This is a genomic window from Bdellovibrio sp. HCB2-146 (genome assembly GCF_047345725.1).
Lineage (GTDB): Bacteria > Bdellovibrionota > Bdellovibrionia > Bdellovibrionales > Bdellovibrionaceae > Bdellovibrio.
In genome coordinates, this window is the sequence record NZ_JBLEQP010000001.1 from 1471662 (window position 1) to 1490130 (window position 18469).

At 44.7% G+C, this 18469-nt stretch carries 20 protein-coding genes; 14 read left to right on the forward strand and 6 right to left on the reverse strand.

Annotated elements, in window-relative coordinates:
• Window positions 1–129: 129 nt before the first annotated feature.
• The gene (locus ACLWOR_RS07215; protein WP_413940027.1) at window positions 130–969 is read left to right on the forward strand and encodes a S1 family peptidase; all 840 of its coding nucleotides are present in this window, start codon (window positions 130–132) and stop codon (window positions 967–969) included.
• Between the two features lie 110 nt (window positions 970–1079).
• Here the strand turns inward: ACLWOR_RS07215 and ACLWOR_RS07220 are convergent, their stop codons facing one another.
• The 5 genes from ACLWOR_RS07220 to ACLWOR_RS07240 all read right to left on the reverse strand — a co-directional run bounded on the left by ACLWOR_RS07220 (window position 1080) and on the right by ACLWOR_RS07240 (window position 4861).
• Window positions 1080–1286, reverse strand: a complete 207-nt coding sequence (locus ACLWOR_RS07220; protein WP_413940028.1) for a hypothetical protein — start codon at window positions 1284–1286, stop codon at window positions 1080–1082.
• Between the two features lie 138 nt (window positions 1287–1424).
• Window positions 1425–2297 (reverse strand): SDR family oxidoreductase, encoded by an 873-nt coding sequence (locus ACLWOR_RS07225; RefSeq protein WP_413940029.1) that lies wholly within the window; start codon window positions 2295–2297, stop codon window positions 1425–1427.
• Window positions 2298–2368: 71 nt separating this feature from the next.
• A complete protein-coding gene (gene dnaB / locus ACLWOR_RS07230) occupies window positions 2369–3784 on the reverse strand; it encodes a replicative DNA helicase (RefSeq protein WP_413940030.1) in 1416 nt (471 codons plus the stop codon).
• 105 nt (window positions 3785–3889) lie between these two features.
• Window positions 3890–4189: a helix-turn-helix domain-containing protein gene (locus tag ACLWOR_RS07235; protein WP_061834327.1), complete on the reverse strand. Its 300-nt coding sequence runs from the start codon at window positions 4187–4189 to the stop codon at window positions 3890–3892.
• Window positions 4190–4222: 33 nt separating this feature from the next.
• Window positions 4223–4861, reverse strand: coding sequence for a radical SAM protein (locus ACLWOR_RS07240; RefSeq protein ID WP_413940031.1), 639 nt, complete (start codon window positions 4859–4861; stop codon window positions 4223–4225).
• 92 nt (window positions 4862–4953) lie between these two features.
• Between ACLWOR_RS07240 and ACLWOR_RS07245 the strand changes: the two genes are divergently transcribed.
• The 11 genes from ACLWOR_RS07245 (at window position 4954) to ACLWOR_RS07295 (ending at window position 15379) form a co-directional block, all read left to right on the forward strand.
• Window positions 4954–7377, forward strand: a complete 2424-nt coding sequence (locus ACLWOR_RS07245; RefSeq protein WP_413940032.1) for a DNA translocase FtsK — start codon at window positions 4954–4956, stop codon at window positions 7375–7377.
• Window positions 7378–7444: 67 nt separating this feature from the next.
• Window positions 7445–8017, forward strand: a complete 573-nt coding sequence (locus tag ACLWOR_RS07250; protein WP_413940033.1) for a hypothetical protein — start codon at window positions 7445–7447, stop codon at window positions 8015–8017.
• Window positions 8018–8020: 3 nt separating this feature from the next.
• A complete protein-coding gene (locus ACLWOR_RS07255; protein ID WP_413940034.1) occupies window positions 8021–8887 on the forward strand; it encodes a tetratricopeptide repeat protein in 867 nt (288 codons plus the stop codon).
• On the forward strand, window positions 8871–9083 hold the full coding sequence (locus ACLWOR_RS07260; protein WP_413940035.1) for a hypothetical protein: 213 nt from the start codon (window positions 8871–8873) through the stop codon (window positions 9081–9083). The genes ACLWOR_RS07255 and ACLWOR_RS07260 overlap by 17 nt, the downstream gene beginning before the upstream one ends.
• Window positions 9080–9940, forward strand: coding sequence for a diaminopimelate epimerase (dapF, locus tag ACLWOR_RS07265; protein WP_413940036.1), 861 nt, complete (start codon window positions 9080–9082; stop codon window positions 9938–9940). The genes ACLWOR_RS07260 and dapF overlap by 4 nt, the downstream gene beginning before the upstream one ends.
• Window positions 9937–10818 (forward strand): 4-hydroxy-tetrahydrodipicolinate synthase, encoded by an 882-nt coding sequence (dapA, locus tag ACLWOR_RS07270; RefSeq protein ID WP_413940037.1) that lies wholly within the window; start codon window positions 9937–9939, stop codon window positions 10816–10818. The genes dapF and dapA overlap by 4 nt, the downstream gene beginning before the upstream one ends.
• Window positions 10815–11498, forward strand: a complete 684-nt coding sequence (locus ACLWOR_RS07275) for a 4-hydroxy-tetrahydrodipicolinate reductase (RefSeq protein ID WP_413940038.1) — start codon at window positions 10815–10817, stop codon at window positions 11496–11498. Before dapA ends, ACLWOR_RS07275 begins: the two co-directional genes overlap by 4 nt.
• Before the next feature lie 3 nt (window positions 11499–11501).
• Window positions 11502–11987, forward strand: a complete 486-nt coding sequence (locus tag ACLWOR_RS07280) for a hypothetical protein (protein ID WP_413940039.1) — start codon at window positions 11502–11504, stop codon at window positions 11985–11987.
• A 53-nt stretch (window positions 11988–12040) separates the two neighbouring features.
• Window positions 12041–12688 carry a fructose-6-phosphate aldolase gene (gene fsa / locus ACLWOR_RS07285; RefSeq protein WP_413940040.1) on the forward strand — a complete coding sequence of 216 codons (648 nt, stop codon included), beginning with the start codon at window positions 12041–12043 and terminating at the stop codon, window positions 12686–12688.
• 1 nt (window position 12689) lies between these two features.
• Window positions 12690–13130: a hypothetical protein gene (locus ACLWOR_RS07290; protein WP_413940041.1), complete on the forward strand. Its 441-nt coding sequence runs from the start codon at window positions 12690–12692 to the stop codon at window positions 13128–13130.
• Window positions 13131–13258: 128 nt separating this feature from the next.
• Complete coding sequence (locus ACLWOR_RS07295; RefSeq protein WP_413940042.1) at window positions 13259–15379, forward strand: hypothetical protein; 2121 nt, start codon at window positions 13259–13261, stop codon at window positions 15377–15379.
• Here ACLWOR_RS07295 and murD read toward each other — a convergent pair.
• Window positions 15369–16673 (reverse strand): UDP-N-acetylmuramoyl-L-alanine--D-glutamate ligase, encoded by a 1305-nt coding sequence (gene murD / locus ACLWOR_RS07300; protein WP_413940043.1) that lies wholly within the window; start codon window positions 16671–16673, stop codon window positions 15369–15371. The two genes, ACLWOR_RS07295 and murD, sit on opposite strands and share 11 nt — an antisense overlap.
• Window positions 16674–16702: 29 nt before the next feature.
• Between murD and ACLWOR_RS07305 the strand changes: the two genes are divergently transcribed.
• On the forward strand, window positions 16703–18163 hold the full coding sequence (locus ACLWOR_RS07305; protein WP_413940044.1) for a metallophosphoesterase: 1461 nt from the start codon (window positions 16703–16705) through the stop codon (window positions 18161–18163).
• 90 nt (window positions 18164–18253) lie between these two features.
• A complete protein-coding gene (locus ACLWOR_RS07310) occupies window positions 18254–18448 on the forward strand; it encodes a histone-like protein (protein ID WP_374076622.1) in 195 nt (64 codons plus the stop codon).
• The last annotated feature ends 21 nt before the right edge of the window (window positions 18449–18469 follow it).

Genomic DNA, 18469 nt, shown 5'->3' on the forward strand with positions numbered 1-18469 from the left:
CTCAAAAGGGAGCCTTTTTTTATGCGTCGAGCATTCATCTATAAGTCATTTTTATAAGTCGCATTGAAATTTTTAGTTTGCCCTGGTTCCAAAATGGGTGTTTAACCACCGAACCTTGGAGGGGTTGTAATGAAAAAATCTCAATCTAAAAGTTTGCTTGCAGTGCTAGGCCTAGCGGGGGCTTTGGTTGCCTGTGCACCACAAAAGCAAAACGTTGTTGGAGTTCAAGCTGACGCATCTATAATTGGTGGCGTTATCGTTGAATCTTCTGACGTAATTGCAAAAACAACGGTCGCTCTTGTGGCGTCAGTTGTAGATTCTGAAGGCAAAGAAGGTCAGTACATCTGCACTGGCTCTTTGATTAAAGACAACGTTGTTTTGACTGCAGGACACTGTGTACCTGAAGCAAAAGAAGGCGAAAAGGTCGCTCTTTACGTTGTATTCACTAAAGACCTTAACAACATTCAACGTGGCCAAGTTCGCCTTGTTGATAAAGTTGCTGTTCATCCTTCATACGGAACACAAAATGACGACGGTTCTGATGCAAACGACATTGCGTTGGTTCGTTTTGCTGGTCCTAAACAACCGGGTTATCAAGTAGCTCAATTCCTAAGTGATGATTCACTTTTGACTGACGGCGCGATGGTGACTCTTGCTGGTTACGGTTTGACCGATGGTGTGAATAAAACAAGCGACAACAAACTTCGTAAAGTGGATGGCATCGAAATCATCCAATCTTTCGGAAAAACTGAAATTGCTTTGGATCAATCAAAAGGTAAAGGGGCTTGCCACGGAGACTCTGGTGGTCCCGCTTTCCTTACGGTTAAAGGCGTTCCATATGTATGGGGCATCACAAGCCGTGGTATCGGTAAAGATGGCGTAGACGATTGCTCTTTGTTCAGCCTTTACACAAAAATCAACGCACAAAAAACTTTCGTTGATCAAGCTTTGATCGATCTTGCGAAATAATCGCACAGACAATTGAAGTCAGAATAGAAAAAGGCAGCCGCAAGCTGCCTTTTTTATTTTGTCAGTCCAATAGCACTAGCGGGTTCTACACCCTCAGAACGCAGTGGCAATTAGGATGCAGCTGAATTTTCTTGTTCGGCCAATTCTAAGAAAACAGTTTGCAGATACTCCGCCATCATTTCGCGAAGATCGTCCATCGTCATGTCTTCGGCCGTTGTACCATGGTTATTTAAAAGCTTATTAAATTCTTTTTCAACAGCGGTTGTTGGCAATCCTGTTGCCTCGATCACCGTTTCTGCGAGTGATTTTTCTCCCATGATCAGCCTCCATGCTTAACAAGGGTTTGCTAGTATCCCGAGGCCCTCATTGGCCTCTACTTACAAGACGCCTCTAGCAGATCAAGAGGTTAATCTGAATTCAAGTCTATTGGGCTGATATAGGCGAAGGTCCAGGACTTAACGGTCACGGCGATGAGAATACTCCTTAGCCCAATTACGTGCTCCGGGAAGACACCAATACAGAAACGGAAGCAGAACTCTTCTAGGTAACAGCCGGCGGATATAATAAAACACAGTGGCATCTAAAGTTGCGGGGATCCAAAGTGGAGGATTCTCGGTTTTAATGGCTTTTAAAATTTGCCGTGCGACTTTTTCTGGAGTCGTGAGCGACATATTCATCATCTTTGCCACAAACGGTGTCATGTTCGCGTAAAAATCGCTGTAAGGCCCTTTCCAGTTCAATGCTGGGTCAGACAGAGGTGTGTGGTAAACGTTCTGAAAAGACGGACTGTGAATGAATCCGGGCTGCACCAAACAAATGCGCACACCAAAAGGGCGCATCTCATACCAAAGGGATTCGCTGGCACCTTCCAGCGCAAATTTTGAGGCGGAGTAGGAAGACATTGTTGGCATCGCAAGCATTCCTGCGACAGAAGAGATATTGATGATCTTTCCCCTCCCCGTGTTTCTCATATGAGGCAGACACAAACGAATCAAACCCATTGGTCCGAAATAATTTGTCGCCATTTGCAGTTCTTCATCTTTGTCCGTCATGTGTTCAATCACCGCGCGATAGGAGATGCCTGCATTATTGATCAGAATATCGACGCCACCCCAGTGTTTTTCCACGGACTTAATCACCCGACTGCGATCTTCTTCGGAGGTCACATCCATCCCACGAATGATAAAGCGATCGGTTTCAGGTAGCTCCTGCAGAAGTTTTTCTAATTTATTTTCTCGAGTGGTTGCGACCACTCTGTATTCGTCACAAGTGTAGAGCAATTTGGCTGTAGCATAACCAATACCAGAAGAACACCCGGTGACCAGCACGACAGGTTTATAGGTTTGAGGTTGCTTTCGTTTGAACAAATAAAAAAGGGGCCTCATAAGGCCCCATTATCTTAAACACCTGCTCCAGGCGCAAAGTTTTTAGGTCTGCCACCTGGCATAGGTGGCGGTGCTTGCGGAGGTGGCATCGCATTGACGCCAGCTGCTTCAGGTTCCGCATCACGGAATCTATTGTATTTCGCGTCGAAGCGAAGTTTTACAGTACCCGTTGCACCGTTACGCTGTTTACCAACGATAACTTCGGCGTGACCTTGTTTATCTGGATCTTCTTTGTCGTAGTAGTCATCACGATAAAGCATCATGATAACGTCGGCATCTTGCTCGATCGATCCCGACTCACGCAGATCTGACAACATTGGACGGCGGTCGGAACGACCTTCCACACCACGATTCAGCTGGGCAAGTGCAACGATAGGAACTTGTAGCTCCTTGGAAATAGCTTTTAGAGATTTAGAAATTTCGGCGACCTCTTGCTCACGTGAGTTGAATTTTTGCTTCATGCTCATGAGCTGCAAGTAGTCGATCATAATCAAATCAAGACCGTGTTCTGCTTTCAGGCGACGAGCGCGAGAGCGAATCTCGAAAGGAGAAACACCCGGCGTGTCATCGATAAAAATAGAAGCTTCGGAAAGCGCACTTGCGGCGTTGATCAATTTTGGCCAAGCCGAATCTTGAATACGACCATTACGGATTTCACTCATGCTGACTTTGGATTCAGCAGACAACATACGCATCATCATCGATTCCTTACCCATCTCGAGAGAGAAGTAAGCAACCGTCTTTTTACAACGAAGAGCTGCGTGTTGTGCCAAGTTCAGAGAGAAGGCCGTTTTACCCATTGACGGACGAGCAGCAATAATTGTCATCTCGCCAGGGTGAAGACCGGAAGTCATTTTATCAAGTTCAGTTAAACCTGTTGGAAGACCTGTGACTTCAGCTTTACGTTTATAAAGCTCTTCGATTTTTTGAATCGAAGCTTTCACGATTTCCATAGAGCCCACAAGACCTGTCGTCGTGCGAGTTTCTGCTAGTTTAAAGATTTCGCTCTCTGCCGTATCAATGAAACTTTCAACGTCCACGAACTCTTGTGAGTACGCGCGTTCAATTAAGCTGCCATTGGTTTGGATTAAACGACGTAGCAACGCTTTGTCGCGAACGATTTTAGCGTGAGAAGAAATATTCGCTGAAGAAATTGTCTTATCAAGGAGGCTAACTAAGTACTCAGGGCCACCGACAACGTCCATGTGTCCTTGAGACTGCAAAAGGTTCGTCACCGTGATGATATCAATTGGCTGACTCTTCCCGTGAAGTTCTTTGATCGCTTGATAAATTTTTTGATGGGCTGGTTTATAGAAATCATCAGGAGTAAGGGCATCCCCTACTTGATCCAATGCTTCTCGATCCAGCATGAGTCCGCCCAAAATGGACTGCTCAGCATCTAGATTTTGTGGCGGAATTCGCGTGCTCATGAAACCCCTCCGAGACACGAAATAATTCTAAGTAAAGCGCGGGCCTCGTACTGAGGTGGTGGTTCTGGGTGGCCCGCCGATGCAAGACAAGAAAGAATATAAATATTAATTTAGTTTTTTGACACGAATCTTGTAGTTGTCAATTTTCTTCTTAAGAGTGTTGCGATTGATGCCAAGCATTTGCGCAGTTTTAACTTGGTTGCCGTTGTAGGCACGGAGAGCTAGCTCCAAAAGCGGCTTTTCAACTTGTTCGATAACGACATTATAAAGACCGTTCAACTCAACTTGTGCTTCTTTTTGTTGAGCAAACAAAACTTCTAGTTTGCTCTTCACGAGCTTCTCAAGGCTCACGGACTGAAGGTTAGCGACAAAAAGATTATCAGAACTGTTAAGGTTCGGCGTCATGGAACTCCCAAAATATCAGCTTGAAGTTGGAGATTATACTCCGCGTGTTTCGGGAGACCAAATATACTTATGCAGCTGTAATTGCAACCTTGCTGATGAATTTTTCTGCAAAATTTTTTCTGCCAACCAGCGTTCAGATACTTGGCCGTATGATGGGCTGTATAAAACCACAAATTTTTCGAACAAATTGTGTTGACGACAGAAATTTTCGCTCCATTCAAAATCTTTTTCAGAACAGATCACGAACTTGTATTCCGTGCTGGGAGTGGAAAGCGCGATGTTCTCCATAACAAAAGAATCCGCTGCACCACTGTCTGGTGTCTTCACATCTAAAATAATTTTTACGCGCGGATCAACATCTTGAATGTTTTTTGATCCACTTGTTTCTAAAGAAACTTTGAAGCCACGATCACACAAATCTTTCATCAAAGGATGAACCTCTTTTTGCAACAAGGGTTCACCACCCGTGATGCAAACATACGAAGCTTTATGTGATTCGATTTCTTGAATGATACTTTCGTGGGTTTTGAGATCGCCTTCATAATAAGAATATTTTGTGTCGCAGTAGGTGCAACGAAGATTACAAGCTGTGGTGCGCACAAAAACTGTGGGATGACCTACATAGGTCGTTTCGCCCTGAATACTATAGAAAATCTCATTTATTTTAAGCATATGGCTGGCTCTTTGTCCTGCACCCCGGGGCTTAAGTCAAGGAGACGCCAGTATAGCTACCCTAAGTGCCCGAGATTTCGTAAATTTTTTAAATGAACCAATTCCTCAAAAAGTTTCGACAGGACGTTATTGCTATTGGGTTTTTGGGCTTAGGACTTTTCCTCGCCTTGGCACTTGTTAGCTACAATCCACAAGACCCCTCTCTCAATTCTATTGGGCAAGGACTTAAAGCTCTTAATTACTGCGGTATCGTCGGCAGTTTCATGTCAGATTTGCTTTACCAATTTTTTGGTTTGGCGGCCTGGGTGCTAGTTGCAAGCTTTGTGAAAATTGCGTGGGCCAGCTTCCGCGGAGAATCTCTGGATGTTCGCAATATCCGCTTTGTTTGGGCACTGTTGCTGATCGTGAATGTGGCGGCTTTGCTTTCGCTCTATCTGCCGAATACGCGACTTTTCCAAAATCAGATCTATCTCGGTGGTCTTTTGGGTTTAGGTGTGTCACAAGCGCTTGTGCGAGCATTTAATCATGCTGGCGTGCAAGTTGTTCTGTGGACCGTCATGGCTGTACTGGTTGTGTTCTATTCTGAAAAATCGCTGCAAGAAATGGCCGATGTGCCGCGCGGTTTTATGGCCTACTGTAAAAAGAAAAAAGTATGGAGCCGTCTTGCGGCGTTCTTTGCCGGAATGTTCATCATTGAAGGAAAAAAAGCGAAGGCTGCTAAAAAAGACAAGAAGGATGATAAACCCAAAAGCATCTTCCCTCTTGCTGACGAGAAATTCTTAGAAAAACCAGAACAGTTGAAACTGAAAAACCTTGTCGAAGATGAAGAAGAAGACGAAGAAGATGAGGATGAGGAAGAGTCTGACGAAGAGTTAGAGGCTTCTGACGCTGAAGGTGAAGAAGAGGACGAGGACGAAGAAGACGTCCCAGCGGTTCGCATGGCGCAAAAACGTAAAGTCGTCATGAAAGCAAAACCACCTCGCCGCATCGAAAATTGGGATATGCCGAAGTTGGGAATGCTCGAGGATCCTCCGGCATCTCGGATCAAAATTGATAAAGGCGAAATTCAACGTAAAGCCGATTCTCTTGTCGAGAAACTTAAAAATTTCTCGGTTGAAGGTGAAATCGTCGCGGCAAAACCAGGTCCACTGGTAACGATGTATGAATTCAAACCGAAAGCTGACGTTAAAATCAGTAAGATCTCAGAACTTGAAGACGACTTGTCATTGGCTTTGTCTTCCGAATCAGTACGTGTGGTCGGTCACATTCCTGGAACAGACGTTGTGGGTATTGAGACGGCGAACTTAAAGCGTGAAACAGTTTATTACAAGGACTTGATCGCCGAAGACACGTTCTGGAGCGATGACCTGGCGTTGCCTATGGCGCTTGGTCGCGCTGTTGACGGCGAGCCTCGCGTTGTGGACTTAAGAAAAATGCCGCATCTTTTGATTGCTGGTACAACTGGATCTGGTAAGTCAGTTTTCGTAAGCTCGATTATTACAGGACTTCTTTTCCGCCATTCACCTAAGACCATGCGCCTTGTTTTGATCGATCCGAAAATGGTCGACTTGGCTCCGTTCTCGACAGTTCCGCACTTGTGCTTGCCACACGTGACAGAACCTAAGAAAGCCGCAACAGCGCTTAAGTGGGCTGTGCGAGAAATGGAAAAACGTTATAAATCGCTTTCAAAATTTGGTGTGGGAAAAATTGAAGCCTTCAATCAAAAAGTCAGTGAGCTAACTAAGGCCGATATCGAAGAGCACGAGAAAATCAATCTTGAGCTTGAAGAAGGCAAAGCGAAACTTGAGCAATACTATTATCAACCACTTCCGTTCATCGTTATCGTCGTGGACGAGCTTGCGGATTTGATGATCGTTGAAAAACAAAACATTGAAGAACCAATTCAACGTCTGACACAAAAAGCACGTGCTTGCGGAATTCATTTAATTATTGCAACTCAGTCGCCGCGTAAAGACGTTGTCACCGGTCTGATTAAAACAAATATTCCAGGTCGTGTGGCGCTCAAGGTTGCATCGAAAATGGATTCTCGTATCATCATCGATGATTCGGGTGCAGAACGCCTGCTACCGAATGGTGACATGCTTTTCCAAGCTCCGGGAATAGGTAAACCAACTCGTCATCACGGCCCCTATTTGTCGGACGCTGAAATTAGCAACGTCGTCAAACACTGGGCGAAACAAGCAGAGCCTGAATACGATCCACTTGCGATGAGAGCTCTTGATGGATTCTCAGGTGGTGGCGACGGCGAAGCTTCCGAAGGTGGAGCTGGCGGTGGTTTTGGTGGTGAAGAAGAATACGATGAACGCTATGACGAAATTTTATCGTGGGCTTCTGAACAAAAAGAAATTTCCGCATCATTAATTCAAAGAAAATTCCGGCTCGGCTATCCGCGTGCGGCTCGCATGATTGAACTTTTCGAGAGAGAAGGTGTTGTCGGCCCTGCGAATGGCAGCAAGCCGCGTCAAGTATTAGTAAGCAGTTATAAAGAGCAATGATTCCGAGCTTGACTCTGGTCCTGGTCGTGTTCTGATTATACGACCATAACCATTCAAGGAGGAATTTATGTTCAAAGCTCTTATTGCAGCTTTAGGTCTTGCGGTTTCTGTATCAGCAGTTGCTGCACCATCAATCACTGACGTCGTTTTCCAACAACAACAAATCGCGATCATGGCAGAAGCACATGTTCAAGGTTTGGATTGGAAAGTTGGCGACCAAAACAACTACAGCATCGACATGGGCTTCATCAAAGGAACTATGGATATGACTGTTCGTTCAACTGGTGCTGAAGGCATCTGGATGGATCAGAACATGGATCTTGGTTTCGCTGGTAAGCAAAAAGTTGAAACTTTGCTAGATCCAAACACTGGCGAAGTTAAAAAAATGATCGTAAACGGTAAAGAGCAAGCTCCACCGAAACAAAACATCGAAGTTATCGATATGAAAGAAGATAAAATCACTGTTCCAGCTGGAACTTTCGAGTGCATCCACGTTCGTATCAAAGACAAAGATAACAACCAAGAAATCAACGTATGGATGAATCCTTCAGCTATTCCTCTTTCTGGAATGTTGAAAACAATCCAACCAAGCCAATTCGGCAACGTTAATGTTCTATTGAAATCTTTCAAAAAGAACTAATTGATGTTGAGTGCATGGATGAGAGCCGCGGTCGTCGCGGCTCTTTCTTTTTCTAGTCCGCTCCTGTTGGCCCAATCTAAGCCGGCCAAGTCTGAAACTTATAAAGACATCATCGAAAAAGCTTACAATTTAAGTCTGCAAAAAGATCGTCAGCAAGCATTGAACATTCTTGCTAATGCGATCAAAAAAGAATCGCGCACACCTGCTGTCAGCGAACTTAAAAAGGCCGTAAACGACATTGGCCATGTCTTCTTTAGCGATAAAGCGCAACAGCTCTATGAAACGTCGGTCTCGATGCGCAAGTCGGATCCCACGCAAGCCTTGGCAAAAATGAACGAAGCCCTGCGAATTGAGCCCGACAACTTTGATATCTTAAACGAAACCGCTCGTCTGATGATTGCTAAAGGTGATTGTGCGGGCGCCGCTGAGCTTGTGCAAAAAGAACTCAAAGTGATCAACTTTGATGAAGAACTGAATCTGACTTTGGCACAAGCCTATGCCTGCCAGTCCAAATGGACCGAGTATCAGATGCTTTTTGAAATTCACGGGCCGAAAAAGAGTTCCCTGGCGAAATACTGGTATCCGCTGGAAATTGAACGCTTCTTGTCCCTTAAAAATACAGTAAAAGCTCAAGAAAGCCTCGCGTCTTTAAGAAAACTTGATCCCAAATACCCTGAGGCCCCCTACTGGCAATGGCGCATTGACCAAGCATTACAAAAGAAAAACCGAGATGAGGCTCTTAAATACGTGATGAGCTGCAAAAACATTTCTGCGAATCAGTACCGCCAGTATATGATGGATCCCGCACTCTGCCGTCGAGTTACCGAATTTGATGGTGAGCTGAAGGGAATGAATGGATCAGCTGAATAAAATTTTAATTCTAGGTCTTGTGTTGATCATAGCTGGATGCGGAGTGAAAGGACGTCCTTTGCCGCCGCTCACTCCGGCACCATTGGGTCGCGGTGAACCGACGTACTCGGAAGCCACGAAAAAGAAATCTAACAAGAAATCAAATCCTGATACGCAAGCTGAGGAGCAAACTCCATATCCTGAGGACGAACCGTGAAACACGCTCTTCCCCTTTCCTTTTACAAGATGTCAGGAACGGGAAATACATTCACCCTTATCGATGCGCGGAAATCTTCTGTTTGGTCTGAAATAGAAAAGAAAAGTAAAATCGTTCGCCCTGAATTTGCGAAAGTGATTTGCAATGAAGTCACGGGTCTTGGTACGGACGGAGTTTTGTTTATTCAAGAAGGCTCTGAAGGCTTTGATTATAACTGGGACTTCTATAATTCTGATGGCTCCACTGCGGAGATGTGTGGAAATGCCGCTCGCTGTGCCGCCGTGTTTTGTCACGAAGATTTGACGGCAGGAAAATTAAAAAGCTTTCGTTTTAAAACAGGCGCTGGTCTTGTGGAAGCTGAAATTCTTTCCGATGGCCGTGTGAAAGTTCACATGCCAGAGGCACGCGTGATTAATGCGGATTTAGAACTGAAAACGAAATCCAGCGGCGCAACGGAAAAATTTGTCTTTGTAAACACGGGTGTTCCGCATGCTGTTCAAAAAATTCAAAGCTTTGAAGACATTGAAGGCATGAAAGATCTCGCCCGCGAGGTGCGTTCGCATGCAGACCTGATGCCAGCGGGAACGAATGTCACCTTCTACACCGAAGAAGCGCCGGATAAAATCTTGGCGGTGACATTTGAGCGTGGAGTTGAAGACTATACACTCGCTTGTGGAACAGGCGCGGTTGCGGCGGCTCTAGCTGCCCATCTGCAAACGAAAAAGAATCTGATCCAAGTGACGATGCCAGGCGGCCCGCTTGAAGTGACCTTTGTTCCTGGCAGCAATCGACCTCTGATGGTGGGTGAAGCGCACTACATCGGAGAATTTCAAATGAATACTGAGGTGTTGAAATGAAAAATCTAAAAGGCACATTTACTGCTTTGATCACGCCATTTAAAAACGGTGTTATTGATTATGCGTCTCTTGATAAGTTGATGAAGCATCAACTCGAAAACGGTGTTGATGGTTTTGTTATCAACGGAACGACAGCCGAGAGCCCAACACTGACGTCTTCTGAGAAAGAAGAACTATTTAAACACGCTCGTCAATTCTGCGGCGAAAAAGTTCCATTGATCATGGGCACGGGCTCTAATAGCACCGCTCAAACCATTGAAGATTCTAAGAAAGCTGAAAAGCTCGGAGCGGATGCAATCTTAGTGGTTGTTCCCTATTACAACAAACCACCTCAACGTGGACTGTATCGGCACTTCAAAGCGGTTGCGGAATCGGTGAAAATTCCAACCATTCTATACAATGTTCCGGGCCGCACGATCACAGCATTGGCGACAGAAACAATTCGTGATCTTGCAAAAGTCTCTGGCGTTGTCGGAATTAAAGAGGCTTCGGGAAAGATTGATTTCGATCAAGAGATCATTAAGGCTTGCGGCTCTAATTTCGTGATGCTTTCAGGAGATGATGGCACATATGTCGACTTCTTAAAAGTCGGTGGTCACGGTGTGATCTCAGTTGCGACTCATGTGATTCCTCGTCAGATGGCACAGTGGAAAAAATGGGCGGAAGCCGGTGAAATTGCAAAAGCTCAAGCCGATATTGCGAAGTACATGGATTTGATCAATTTGTTATTTGTAGAAGCAAATCCAATTCCAGTGAAGAAAGCTTTGCAACTCATGGGCATTATTTCTTCTGCCGAACTTCGTTTGCCGATGGTCGAGCTTTCTCCTGAGCATACCGAGAAGTTGCAACTGGAAATGAAAAAAGTAGGTATTTTGTGAAAAAGAAATTGAAAGTGGGCCTGATCGGCGCCACCGGCCGCATGGGTCTTGAGATCAGTAAAATTCTTGAGAGTGCCGCGGAGTACGAACTTTTTTATCCGCATTCACGCGCTGATAAATGGGATATGAAAAAAGCTGAGAAGGTCGATGTCTGGATTGATTTTTCGTCGCCGGAAGCGTTGGCTGAAAATTTAAAGGTCGCTGAGAAATTTAAAACTCCATTTGTCTGTGGAACGACGGGATTCACAGCCAAGGAAAAAGCGCTTTTGCAAAAGTCCTCCAAGAAGATTCCACTTTTGTGGTCTTCGAATATGAGTCTGGGCGTTGCGGTTTTGAATGAAGCTTTAAAAGTTTTTGAAGCAATCAAGCACTTCGATTTCCAAATTGAAGAAATCCATCATAATAAGAAAAAAGACAAACCTTCCGGCACCGCCCTCACCTTGCAAGAAAATTTAAATGCAGCGATTGGAAAAAAAGCGCCAGATCCTTTGGCGATTCGCGGTGGTGGTGTATTCGGCGTACACAAGATCTTTGCAATGAGTGATGAGGAAGTTATTACTTTTGAACACTCCGCTTTGAATCGGACGGTGTTTGCCCGTGGCGCAGTGATGGCAGCAGGTTGGTTGGCGAATAAAAAGCCTGGCTTGTACCATATGCGCGATGTGCTTTTTGGAAAATAGAAAATGAAGTCTTCTTCGCATGTTTCACTTATTCACGTCTCTTTGGATCTTGTGGGTGGGCCGGATAAGGCTCGCGACCTATTGGTCAGAGTGCAAGAGTGCGGTGAGATTATTGCCATTTCGTCCGTTTATAAAAGATATTTAACCCCCGAGAGAGTGGACCTGAATGCGAGAATTGAATTTGTTTTTCGCTTTGAAACTTTGTGGGGAGTGGATCAGTGTTTGCAGTTAACTAAAACTCTGGACCCGGATCACAAAATGGATCTGACGCTTTTGTGCTTTGATGATATGATCGTCATGTCGCCGCGTTTAACGCTGCCCTACCCTCTGATGCACCAGGATCCTTTGATCATTCGCTGTGCAGCAGAGGCATGGGGACAGTATGAGCATCCCATTTACCAAAAAAGTTTAAGTGAAATTGCTCGCTCGGCACCAGATGCAAAGATGGCAGAGTTCCATTCGCAAGGGAAAAGCCTGGTCGATTTTTGAGTGACTTTAAAGATCGGCCCACGTAAAAATTGAATCAAACTTAGGGGACATTCATGAAATTTTTCATTGATACAGCAGATATTGAAGAAATTCGTCAGGCCAATCTTCGTGGTTGGGTTGATGGTGTAACAACAAACCCATCATTGATCGCAAAGTCTGGTAAAGACTTTCACACTGTGATCAAAGAGATCTGCAAAGAAATTTCAGGACCTGTGTCTGCTGAAGTGATCAGCTTACAACACGAAGAAATGGTTCGCGAAGGTAAGGAACTGGCGAAGCTGGCTTCAAACGTTGTAGTAAAAGTACCAATGACAGAAGACGGAATGATCGCAGTTAAGAAATTCACTGCTGAAGGTATCAAGACGAACGTCACGCTCGTATTCTCTCCTGTGCAAGCGCTTCTAGCTGCGAAAGCAGGTGCTACGATGGTTTCTCCATTTGTCGGTCGCCTTGATGATATCGGATCAGAAGGTATGTCGATGGTTAATCAGGTTATTCAGATTTACCAAAACTATGATTTTGCGACGGAAGTCCTAGTCGCAAGTGTGCGCAGCCCTATGCATATCCAAGTAGCAGCTGAAATGGGTGCTGATATCGCAACGATTCCATTTAAAGTTATGCAACAGATGACTCACCATCCGTTAACTGACAAAGGTATCAAGCTTTTCCTAGACGACTGGAATAAGTCGCAAAAGAAATAAGATGAAGAAATTAATGTCAGGAGTCTTGTTCACAGGACTCCTCTTTTTGTCAGGATGTCGAACTGGTGGAGTCATTCTTAGAGAAACTCCCCTTAACGTCAGCGAAACTCGCCGCGTGGTCGTTTCTATTATTGGCGAACCAAGATCTGTCAGCCAAAATGGCCGCGAACTTGAATCTAAGTATTATGACAAAAAGAACATGGCCATTGAGAAGATGGACATGGCGCGTGAACGCTATTTCACACATGTGACAATCTTAGGTGATCGTCGCCCCTATGACGTTCAAGTCGAAGTTCTTATTGAAGCGCGCGTGGAAGACGGACGTTTTGAGCTTGTGGACCGAGACGATGGTCGAGCGGCAGTTGTCGCGGAAAAGATCCGCGTAGCCCTTAACCAAAGTCGCGACAACCGCAACGTCATTGACGACTTCCGATCCTTCTAAAATAATGAAGACTGGTCATTTTGACTAATCTTTTTATAGAGGTGGGTTTGCAAGGAATGCAACTCAAGCGGTTCTTACCGCTGCTTTTATTAGTAGGATGCTTCTCATGGTCGAGCTCCGTTGGGGGTTTGCGATTCATTCCTATTTATGAACCTCTTGTTGTTAAAGCTCCAAAAAATTCTCCACCCCATATCGCGTTTGAAGAAGTTTTAAGTAAAGACACTTTAAATAGCGAGTGGAACGAAATTGCTAAAAAAGCCAGTGTGCAACTTGGAAGCGCACAAACGTTAGCGCCGCTGTTTGCTCAGCGTGTGGTGCTTCCAGAAATGCTTGTGCAAAAAACTGTGGAAAGAATTCCAACACAACAGATTGCTTCTGGTTCAAATCCAGAGTCTGGAGCATCTGCTGACAATGCTTCTTTGTCCGGTGGAAATTCAGAATACGCGTGGGTTGATTCTCTCCCTTCAACGCAAGTTTCTCGCTTACAAGAAGCGCAAAGACGTTCGGAAGTTCTTTCTCAAGATTGGTCAGTTCCTACTTGGTCTGATATGGTTCGCGAGACACTCGAGAAGTCAGGTGCTTTAGCTGAATCAAACAAACCAAATGCACCAGTCGGTAATAATCGTGTGTACGTTGCCGCAACCGACAGCGCAGGAAATAAAAGAGAAAGTCTTCCCTCTTCACGAGTTGAAGTTCCAACTGAGGAAGAAAAAGCCAACAATCCAAATAACAGCCAAAGTAATTCAGATTCTAGCGACGTCGGCTTCCTTCCTTCAGAAATGGATATTGGTAAAGAAGGCCAAAATAAAACTGTCGAAGGAACAATCGAGATCACAGGTGGCCTAGCAGTTACCAACGATCATCATATTGAAATTCGCCGCAGCGATGAGGGCGTGCTAAAAGAACTTGGTAAAGTCGATCTTTCACAAGGAACTTATCGCATTCAGGTTGAAGATACTGCCGGTAGCATTCTCGCTCGTCTGGTTGATCGCGATGGCAAAATCATGGGTGAAGGCAGCTATCGTTTAAGCCGTGTCCCAGTTCAAACAGGAACTAAACTTGCGGGTCTTCCACTTAAAATCGCACCGCAACCTTCATTTGCCGGAGTCTTGACGAGTGCTTATAACTCTCGTCCAACCGAAACGGCTCCGCCTAAAACACTGGTCACGCTTGTTAAAGGTGAAAATGAAATCGTTGTTAAAAAAGACGGTTTGGTTTCTATGGACCATGTAACAAAAGGTTCAACGACCGTTATGAGAACGGCGGCTCCGAATCACCTTCAGACGGCGGCTTTGGTAGTTTCAGGAAGTGAATTTAAAACTCAGCTTTATCCCGAATCCATGATTCGCGCATTCCAGGAAATTTTGTCGCAACAACGTATGCAGTCTTTTGAAGGTGCTCCAACTATTATTTGGGGGCGCGCTTCTTTAGATGAAAAACCTCTGGCCGGAATCACGGTGGAAGTTGAAGGCAACGATGCTTTACAGGCGGTGTACTTTAACTCTTTCATGATTCCAGATCCGAACCTGAAAGCCACTAGTGAAAATGGTCTTTATGCATTTGTCGAAGCACCATTAGGATTTCAGTCGCTGCTTGCAAAGCGTGGTGATCAGTTCTTTGGTTATCAAAACGTGATCGTTGAAGAAAACTCTGTCGCTCAAGGTGATATTGAATCTAGCAAACGAACTGATCCACTCCCGATTCGTGTCTACGATGCCTTTAATGCCGAACCTCGAGCAGCAACGATCACTTTGCAGTCGTTACCAGAGGAAATCTCTGTGGAAAAAGGACAAGGCACTGTCACTCTTCCACACGTGAATCGCATGGGTCTAATGCGAGTTGTTCCAGAGGGCGCTGATTTTGTAGCGGCTCAATATTCTTATAATGACCAAGACGATTTCATTCACATTCCTCTGATTCATTGGACGTGGTTGAATGCGATTCGCACATATTTGAAAATCAGCGACATGCCGAGCGTCGGTACGGTTGTTGGTTTTGTGCCAGACGAAAACTTTGAAGTTTATCTTGCGGGATACGAGAAGTTCGACACGCAAAATATTGTTTACTTTGATATGCAAGGCCGAATTCTTCAGACTGGAAAAGGTATTGCCGGTGGCGGATTTATTATCTTTAACACACCAGATGACACCCATGAAGTTGTCGTCATGGGCACTCGTTCACAAAAAATGCATTCGAAAGTGATCCCGGTCGATGCAAGTTCACTTTCGGTTCTGACTTTTAGAGAGTAGAAAAACTACTCACCCATTTCTTAAAGAAATTTCCGCGATCTTCAAATGATGTGAATTCATCAAGGCTGGTTCCACCTGGGCTTAATAGGACAGTGTCTTGCGACTTCACTGATGATTGGATGTAATCAAGAGCTTCATTCAGATGATTGAATGAAACACCTGGCAAAAGAGATTTTTCTTTAGCGATCTGACGACATTCTCCAAAGAATACAAATTCAATTCCCTTGAAATGAGATAGTGTGCCCAACTCATGCCACGGCAAATTCTTATCACGTCCCCCAAGCAACACAAACAACTTGCCACCGTTCGAAAGAGTGTCAAACGCGGCCGTGGTCGCAATAAGAACGCTGTCCATCGCCGTCGCTTTGCTATCGTTGATAAAACGAACCCCACGATGCACGCCGAGATTCTCTAAACGATGTGACAGACCTGTGAACTTTTTCATCGCTTCAATCGCTGAATGCGGCCAACCCGCCTGAAGTGCCAAAGTTGAAGCAATCGCCAAATTATCTTGGTTATGTTGGCCAATCAAAAGTGCCTGTTCGAGTCTGAGTGATTTGAGCTTTTCATCTTGTCGTGAAACGATTTCAACTTGATCCGTAGATCCACATTTTTTGAAATACTCGACCAGGTCTCCACCTTCTTTATTTAGCAATAAAGTTTTTTTGGTGAGAGATAAAATCTTCCATTTCGTTTGATAGTAGTGCTCAAGGCTTTCGTAGCGCTCAAGATGATTCGAAGTAAAGTAAGTGATGATCGAATACTCAAGCTGGAGGCCTTCGCAGTTTTCCAATTGATAACTAGAAAGTTCAAGAACCACCCATTCTGAAATCGGATGCGTTCCTTCTAAAATTCCGACGGCATATTCAGCAAAAGGAATTCCCAAATTCCCGCCGACAAAAGATGTAGGTGAAAACGCAGCTAAGCCAGCACCCAAAAGTGAGACTGTTGTGCTTTTCCCGACAGATCCCGTAACGCCAATGAGACGCTCGGTTGTGAGAAATGCACAGGCCAGTGAAATTTCACTGGTAATATGAACGCCTTGCTTTTTTGCTTCTTGAATCCAGGGGCTCGCCAATGGAACACCCGGAGATACCACAAGAGTTCCGGGTTTTGCTTCAGACATGAGTTTATTAGGATCGTTGAAGTCGACAGCTGAAAGTTTGCCGTCAAAAGTAACTATATCAGCGGCAGCAACGCCCGCCTTCTTCAGAAGTTTTTTAGCTGCATCACCGCTTCGACCCATTCCGACAATTGCAATGGGGGTCTTCAGGTTCTTGATATATTCGTTCATCTGCACGATGATAATAGTGGGAGGAAGATTTGCCCACTTCTTTTTCTGAATCCTTGCCTAATTTTAAAAATGCCCTGTTCACTGCAGTGATCAGTGACTTGCATTTGTGTGAAGCACAACCGGTGAATTTGAAATATCCGCTGTGGAAAAAATTTAAAACGCGCCAGTTCTTCTTTGATGATGTTTTTGAAAGTTTCTTACGACACATCGAGGACAAAGCTGGCGGTCAACAAATTGAATTGGTTCTAAACGGTGACATTTTCGATTTTGACAGTGTTATGACTCAGCCGGCAGAACCGATTTTTCACATAAGCTGGTTAGAACGCCATCGTGGACTTTATCCACGAGAAGCTCGGTCGCGTTTTAAAATTGATGTCATTTTGACCGATCACGCGGATTTTGTAAAATCGCTGCGTGAGTTTGTTTTGCGCGGCCACCGCGTGATATTCGTTATGGGAAATCACGATTTAGAATTGCACTTCCCTGATGTGCAGGCAGAAATTCGTAAGCACTTAAGTTTACCAATGGAATTTCAAGATCAGGTTCGCTTTGTGGAATGGTTTTATATCAGCAATCGCGACACCTTGATTGAACACGGTAATCAATATGATCCTTATTGCGTGTGTGAAGATCCGGTAAATCCGTATGTGCGTGGCTATAATTTTATTTCTTTAAAACTTCCATTTGGGAATCTTGCCTGTCGTTACATAATGAATGGCATGGGATTTTTTAATCCCCATGTAGATTCCAACTACATCATGAGCTTGCGAGAATATGTGACATTTTTCCTGAAATACATGGCTCGTGCACAACCTGGTTTGGTTTTGACCTGGTTTTGGGGATCAGTTGTAACCTTGCTTCATTCTTCGTTCGACAGATTGGCGGCTCCAATTCGCAATCCTTTAAAGATCGAAGATCGCGTGTCTCATATTGCAGAAAAAGCCAATGCCGACGACCGAATGGTGCGCGAACTCAAAGAGCTTTTCGTGACTCCAGCCTCAAGTAATCCGTTTTTGTTAGCTCAAGAATTGTGGTTGGATCGTGCGTTCATTATTTTTGTCGCGTTCTTTTTGATTTTTCAATTGATGGTCTTTGTAAGATCCGTTTATGAAATTTCATTTTTCTGGGCGTTCATTCCACTTTTTGCTCTTTTGCCGTTCTTCTTGTTCTACAGCAAATCGATTGCCTCGTTAGTTTCCAGTTACAAGGAACCTGACGATCGTGTGCTTGCGATGGCGAGTGCCATCACGCACGTCAACCGCATTATTTTCGGGCACACACATCATACTCGCCATGAAATCATCGGTTCGGTTGAACACTTGAATCCAGGTTGTTGGTCGCCGGCGTTTTTGGACGTGGAATGCACTAAGCCGTTGGATCAAAAAAACTTTATTTGGATTTCTCCAGGCGACGCGGGTGTTCGACAAGCTGAACTCTTGCGATTTCAAGACGGAAAATCTGAAGTTTTGCTGAACCCAGGAAGAGGCTAATTCTATCGCGCCGCAAAAAGGTTTCCCATTGTCAATCGTGGGGGGCTATGCAAACCTTTTAAAGATCAATAACAAGGATGAGAGGTTAACATGGCAGACGTACTTGTAGTAACAAGCAAAGTAAAGAAGCTGATCAAGGAAAAAGGTCAAATGAACACTTCAGCTGAAACTATCGACGTTCTCAGCAAAGCTATCGAGCAACTTTGCTTGAAAGGTGTTGAAAGCGCGAAAGCTGACGGTCGTAAAACTGTTATGGCTCGTGACATCGTTATCGACCACCTATAATCGGCACTTAAAATCGATTTA